This window comes from Ilumatobacter sp. (assembly GCF_049588435.1).
Taxonomy (GTDB): Bacteria; Actinomycetota; Acidimicrobiia; order Acidimicrobiales; family Ilumatobacteraceae; genus Ilumatobacter_A.
The window spans coordinates 1-6,444 of the sequence record NZ_JBAVYV010000548.1 but is presented as its reverse complement, the minus strand read 5'-3'; the positions used below and the strand labels follow the sequence as shown (position 1 = coordinate 6,444).

4 protein-coding genes are annotated in these 6,444 nt (G+C 67.9%); all 4 read left to right on the top strand.

Going from position 1 to position 6,444, the window contains the following annotated elements; all coding sequences use genetic code 11:
• The coding region (locus WBV89_RS20625; protein ID WP_423983207.1) for an SIS domain-containing protein at positions 1–2,967 on the top strand (2,967 nt) is incomplete at its 5' end.
• Positions 2,968–3,001: 34 nt separating this feature from the next.
• Positions 3,002–3,370 carry a holo-ACP synthase gene (locus tag WBV89_RS20620; protein ID WP_423983206.1) on the top strand — a complete coding sequence of 123 codons (369 nt, stop codon included), beginning with the start codon at positions 3,002–3,004 and terminating at the stop codon, positions 3,368–3,370.
• A gap of 63 nt (positions 3,371–3,433) precedes the next feature.
• A complete protein-coding gene (locus WBV89_RS20615) occupies positions 3,434–5,197 on the top strand; it encodes a class I adenylate-forming enzyme family protein (protein ID WP_423983205.1) in 1,764 nt (587 codons plus the stop codon).
• 78 nt (positions 5,198–5,275) lie between these two features.
• Positions 5,276–6,444: NAD(P)H-hydrate epimerase (locus WBV89_RS20610; protein WP_423983204.1), on the top strand; the 1,169-nt coding region annotated here is incomplete at its 3' end.

The following is a 6,444-nucleotide window of genomic DNA, read 5'->3' as shown; positions in this document are numbered from 1 at the left end:
GTGCAGCAGGCATTTTCGTCGATCGATCGTCTCGAGGTGCGCGGTCGTGACTCGGCCGGAATCCATCTCTACGTGTGGGGCCACGACATCGATCCGGACTCGCTCGCTGCGCTCGTCGCCGGTCGAGGCGAGGACCCACTGTTCGAGAACGGCTCGGTCGTGTCGACGGTCGATGCGCACGGTCGCTCGGTGCTGTCGTTCGTCTACAAGGAAGCTGCCGAGATCGGTGAACTCGGCGACAACACCGCAGCACTGCGTGCGACGCTCATCGCCGACGCACTGCTCCGCCGCGCCGTTTCGTCGCCGAAGGCCCAGGTGGCGCTGCTCGGCCACACTCGTTGGGCGAGCGTCGGCATCATCAGCGAGCCGAACACCCACCCGCTGAACTCGGCCGAGGTCGAACGGACGGGCATCGAGCAGGCCACCGAGCCGTATGTCGTCGCCGCGTTGAACGGTGACGTCGACAACCACGGCGACCTGCGCGCCGAGCACGGCCTGCGGATCGCTTCTCCGATCACGACCGACGCGAAGGTGATCCCGACGATCATCTCGCGGCACCTTGCCGACGGTGTCGAGACCGTCGACGCGTTCCGGCGCACGGTGTCGACGTTCGAAGGATCGGTCGCGATCGGTGCGGTCAGTGCGACGACCCCGTCGACCATGTTGTTCGGACTCCGAGGCAGTGGCCAGGGACTGTACGTGGGCCTCGCCGACGACTGCTTCATCGTCGCGAGCGAGCCCTACGGCGTGGTCGAGGAGACCGCCCGCTACGTCCGTATGGACGGTGAGCACGGCGGCGAGATCGTTGCCATCCACGCGGCCGAGGCGGGCATGCTGGCGGGAATCGACCGCTACCGCTACGACGGCACGGCCTTGCCCGTCGAGGTCGACGATGTCGTGACCGCCGAGGTGACGACCCGCGACATCGATCGTGGAGACGCTCCGCACTATCTCCTGAAGGAGATCTCGGAGTCGCCGACGAGCTTCGCGAAGACGCTGCGCGGCAAGATCGCCACCGAACCCGACGGGACCCTGCGCGCCGTCGTCGGCGACCGTGCGTTGCCGCCCGCGATCGCCGCGAAACTCGCCGACGGAACGATCACTCGGGTTCGCGTCATCGGGCAGGGGACGGCCGCCGTCGCCGGGCAGAGCACCGCCGAAGTCCTCACCGAGCTCCTCGACTCGGCCCTCGATGTGAGTGCGATCACCGCGACCGAGCTGTCCGGGTTCCACCTCCGACGCGACATGAGCGACACCCTCGCGATCGCGGTGAGTCAGTCCGGAACGACCACCGACACCAACCGCACCGTCGATCTGATCCGGTCGCGCGGCGGACACGTGATCGGCATCGTCAACCGGCGCGGCTCCGATCTCACCGACAAGGCCGACGGGGTGATGTACACGTCCGACGGGCGTGATGTCGAGATGAGCGTCGCCTCCACGAAGGCCTTCTACGCGCAGGTCGCAGCCGGTGCACTCCTCGGCTGCGCCGTCGCCGAAGCCACGGGACTCGGGGATGCCAAGCGACGCTCACAACTGCTCGCATCGCTCCGTGCGCTCCCCGACGCGATGCGGATCACACTGTCGCGGCGCGACGTCATCGCCGACGCCGCGAGACGCCTCGCTCCGTCCAAGCGGTACTGGGCCGTGGTCGGCAACGGTCCGAACAAGGTCGCCGCCGAAGAGGTCCGGATCAAGCTCAGCGAGCTCTGCTACAAGTCGATGGCCTGTGACTCGACGGAGGACAAGAAGCACATCGACCTGTCGTCGGAGCCGTTGATCCTCGTCTGCGCTGCCGGCCTCGAGGGGTCGACCGCCGACGACGTGGCGAAGGAGGTCGCGATCTTCAAGGCACACAAGGCGACGCCGATCGTCTTCGCCACCGAGGGGGAGACCCGCTTCCACGCCGACGCGGTGATCGAGGTTCCGCCGGTCGACCCGACACTCGGGTTCGTGCTGTCGGCGATGGTCGGGCACCTGTTCGGCTACGAGGCTGCACTGGCGATCGACGCTTCGGCCAACCCGCTCCGCGAGGCCCGCGAGGTGATCGAGGAACTCGTGGGCGATCGGGTGTCGGGCGACGAGGCATTGCGCCGGCTCAGCCGCGACCTCGAGTCGGTCACGTCGGCCTTCGACGACGGCGTACGTTCCGGTGTGTACAACGGCCACCTCGAAGCCGGCACCGCGGTGCGGCTCAGCGGTCTGCTGCGTGACCTCGGTGACGAGCGTCCGGTCGAGTCGTATCAGCGCTCGTCAGGCAAGGTCGCGACACCGGGCTCGCTGATCGACGACCTCGTCGCGGCGCTCACGTCGGCGATCGACGAACTCACCCGCCCGGTCGACACGATCAAACACCAGGCCAAGACGGTGACCGTCGGGATCTCGCGCAGTGACGAGGGGATCATGGATCGTCCGCTGGTCCAGGCGGTGCTCGACGCCGGCGCCGGTCGCGACGTCCTCAGCTACCGGACGCTGAAGATCCTGGCCGACCTCGATCCGGCGGTCGCCGATGTACGCGGCTTCACACGCTACGGCATCGATCCCGAGAACGCGACGGTCACGATCATCGACCGTGGCGGCGTGTCGTGGGACCTGCAGAGTCGCGTCGACGGAGTCGGACCGCTCAGCGGAACCAAGCACCGGGTGGCCTCCGAGCGTGACGTCCTCGTGGGCAAGGGACGACGAGACGGCCGCACGCTGATCTTCGTGCCCGAGGTGAAGGGCGGCGAGACCACCGGGCTGACACTGCTCCACGTGAAGTTCCACGACACACGCCCGACCGACGTGATGCGCGGGGTCCTCCAGGGCTACGACCGGCGCTACGACCGACTCGTCGACACCGTCACCGAGACCGAGGGATCCTTCGACGAGTCGCTCCTCGCCGTGACACCGGTCGAGCAACTGCTCATCGGACCGGTCATCCACACCGCCGAACTCTGGCGATCGACGGCTCCTCCGTCGTCGTGACGGCCCCGCCCAAAGGTCCTGTCAGGATGGTCGCATGATCGTGGGCATCGGGATCGATCTGGTCGACATCGAGCGCTTCCGCACGTCCCTGGAGCGCACGCCGTCGATGCGCACCCGCCTCTTCACCGCGGTCGAATTGGCGTACGTCGCACCGAAGTCGGACCCCGTCCCGTCACTCGCGGCGCGTTTCGCGGCTCGCGAAGCGGTGATGAAATCGCTCGGCCTCGGGCTCGGGGCGTTCGGGTTCCACGACGTGTGGGTGGAGCGCGCCGAGTCGGGTGCTCCGTCGCTCGCGATCACCAACCGGGCGCTCGAACTGGCGGACGCGGCGGGGGTCACCCGATGGCATCTGACCCTCACGCACTCGGCGTCGACGGCGGGGGCGTACGTCATCGCCGAATGAACCCGCTCGCCCCGGTCGCCGACGCCCGCCCGCACTTGGAGCGACGATGCTCACACTGCGAACATGGCGCCCATGATCGAGGAGTACACCGAAGCCTGGAACGAACTGATCGCTCCGGGAGCACCGTTCGCGATGAAGGAGATCGAGGTGCGCGGCATCCCGATGCGGGTCTTCGAGACGGCGCCACCGTCGATGCGCTTCGTCTGGGAACTCGCCGCCGGACACGGTGACAAGGACTACGTCGTGTACGAGGACGAGCGCTTCACGTACGCCGAGTCCGACGCCATCATCAAGTCGCTCGCGCAACATCTCGTCGACGATCTCGGAGTCCGCCACGGAGACCGCGTCGCGGTGTCGATGCGCAACTACCCGGAGTGGGTCTTCTCGTACTGGGCGATCGTCTCGATCGGCGCGGCGTGCGTCGGGATGAATGCGTGGTGGACGACCGACGAGATGAAGTTCGGCCTGACCGATTCGCGGCCCAAGGTGCTGATCTGCGACAACGAGCGGATGGAGCGACTGGTGCCTGCGCTCGACGAGATCCGTCACGGTGATGACGGGTTGCCGTTGCACGTGATCACGGTGCGCTACGACGGCGAAATCCCCGACGACGCGGCCCGCTGGGATGATGTGATCGATCCGAGCACCGCACCGGCGACGCTCCCGGCCGTGGACATCGACCCCGACGACGACGCCTGCATCTTCTACACGTCGGGAACCACCGGGTTCCCGAAGGGTGCTCAGCTCACGCATCGAGGGTCGGTGCACAACCTGCTCGACCTCGCGTTCATGGCTGCGGTCGGTGCCGCCGCCGCAGCCAAGGTCGGCGCGGCCACCGAGATGCCCGACCTGGGTGCCGCAACCGGGGATGCCGAACCGGCCGAGGCGAAGCAGAACGTGTTCATGGCGCCGACGCCGCTGTTCCACGTGACCGCCAACAACTGCCTGCTCCACCCGGCCACGATCTCGGGGTCGAAGATCGTTTTCACGTACAAGTGGGACGCCGGCCGCGCGCTCGAGTTGATCGAGCGGGAAGGGGTCACCAACTTCTCGGGTGTCCCGACGATGAGCCGCGAGATGCTGATGCACCCCGACTGGGACAAGCGCGACACGTCGACGATCGCCGGAATGGGCGGCGGCGGTGCGCCGCTGCAGCCCGATCTGGTCGACAAGATCGACAAATCGTTGAAGGGCGGTGCACCCAGCACCGGGTACGGCCTGACCGAGACCCACGGAATCGTCACGGCGAATGCCGGTGCGCTCTACACGGCGAAGCCGTCCTCCTGCGGGCGTGTGGTCCCCGTCCTGGATGCGAAGCTGATCGACGACGCCGGTGAGGAGATCACCGAGCCGGGTGGCCGCGGTGAACTGTGCGTGCGCGGGACGGTCGTCATCAAGGGCTATCTCAACCGTCCGGATGCCACCGCCGAATCGATTCCCGAGGGTTGGTTCCGCACCGGCGACATCGCGACGATCGACGACGACGGTTTCGTGTTCATCGTCGACCGGGCCAAGGACATGGTCCTGCGTGGCGGCGAGAACGTCTACTGCACCGAGGTCGAGTCAGCCATCTACGAGCATCCCGACGTTGCCGAGGCCGCTGTGTTCGGGGTCCCCGACGACCGGCTCGGCGAGATCGTCGGCGTCGCCATCGTGCGCGCGCCCGGAGCCACGCTCGACGAAGCGTCGCTCGGTGCATTCCTCGACGGCAAGCTGGCCAAGTTCAAGATCCCCGAGCGCGTGTGGTTCATGGACGATGCTCTGCCGCGCAACGCCAACGGCAAGTTCGTCAAGCGCGAGTTGCGCGACACCCTGATCGGCTCGTGACAGCGTTACGTAACGGGTCAGACCCGTTACGTAACGCATGACGGACCCACTCCGTCGCGCGTCTGGCAGACTCGACTGATGATCCCGGTGGTGACGCCCGACGAGATGCGGGCGGTCGACGCCGCGGCGCCCGAACCGGTCGACGTACTGATCCATCGGGCCGGCGCGGCGGTGTATCGGGCTGCGCTCGGGATGCTCGGTGGGACCTACGGCCGTCGGGTGAACGTGCTCGCCGGAACGGGGAACAACGGCGCGGACGGGCGCGACGCAGCCGACAGACTGCGCGCCCGAGGCGTTCGGGTGCAGGTGTTCGACGTGTCGAATTGTCCGGCCGAACTCCCGCCGTGCGACCTCGTGATCGACGCCGCGTTCGGCACCGGGTACCGCCTCGACCCGTCGCGGCCCTGGTGTCCTCCTGCCATCGGCGACGCGGCCGTGCTCGCGGTCGACGTCCCCAGCGGCATCGACGCTCTCACCGGATCGGCGGGTCCGGCCGTGTGGTGCGCTGACCTCACCGTCACCTTCCAGGCACTCAAACCCGGTCTCCTCTTCGCCGACGGTGCCCGGCTCGCCGGTGACGTCGACGTGGTCGACATCGGACTCGATACCGAGCACATCGTCTGTCACCTGGTGGAACCGGGCGATGTCGCCGCGTGGTGGCCGATCCGAGCGATCGATGCCCACAAGTGGAAGAGCGCCGTCAAGGTCGTCGCTGGGAGCCCAGGCATGCCGGGTGCGGCCGAACTCTGCACCGCGGCGGCCGCCCGAGGCGGTGGAGGGCTGGTGTCGCTCTCGGCTCCCGGATGTCGGCCGAACACCCGCAGCGAGATCGTCCAGCACGAGATCCCCGCCGGCGGATTCCAGGACGAGGTACTCGACGACATCGGACGGTTCGGTGCGTTGGTGATCGGGCCGGGACTCGGGCGCGATGACGACACCTTGACCGCAGCTCGAGGCTGCATCGGCGATGCGGCGGTGCCCGTCGTGGTCGACGGCGATGCCCTCTTCGCAGCGGCTTGGAGCGGGAACGGGGCAGGCCCGCTGCTGCGCAACCGGACGCGTCCGACCGTGCTCACGCCGCACGACGGCGAATTCGCTCAGCTCACCGGCCAACGGCCGCCTGCGGACCGGATCGCCGCGGCCCGAGCCGCAGCGGACGACCTCGACTCGACGGTTCTGCTCAAGGGTCCGACGACGATCGTCGCGTCGCCTCGCCCCTCGCGCTTCGACGCCGACGGGTACGAATC

Bases quoted from the DNA above. Each gene is read 5' to 3' on its own strand.
- WBV89_RS20620 (WP_423983206.1), top strand. From the start codon at position 3,002: ATGATCGTGGGCATCGGGATCGATCTGGTCGACATCGAGCGCTTCCGC.
- WBV89_RS20615 (WP_423983205.1), top strand. From the start codon at position 3,434: ATGGCGCCCATGATCGAGGAGTACACCGAAGCCTGGAACGAACTGATC.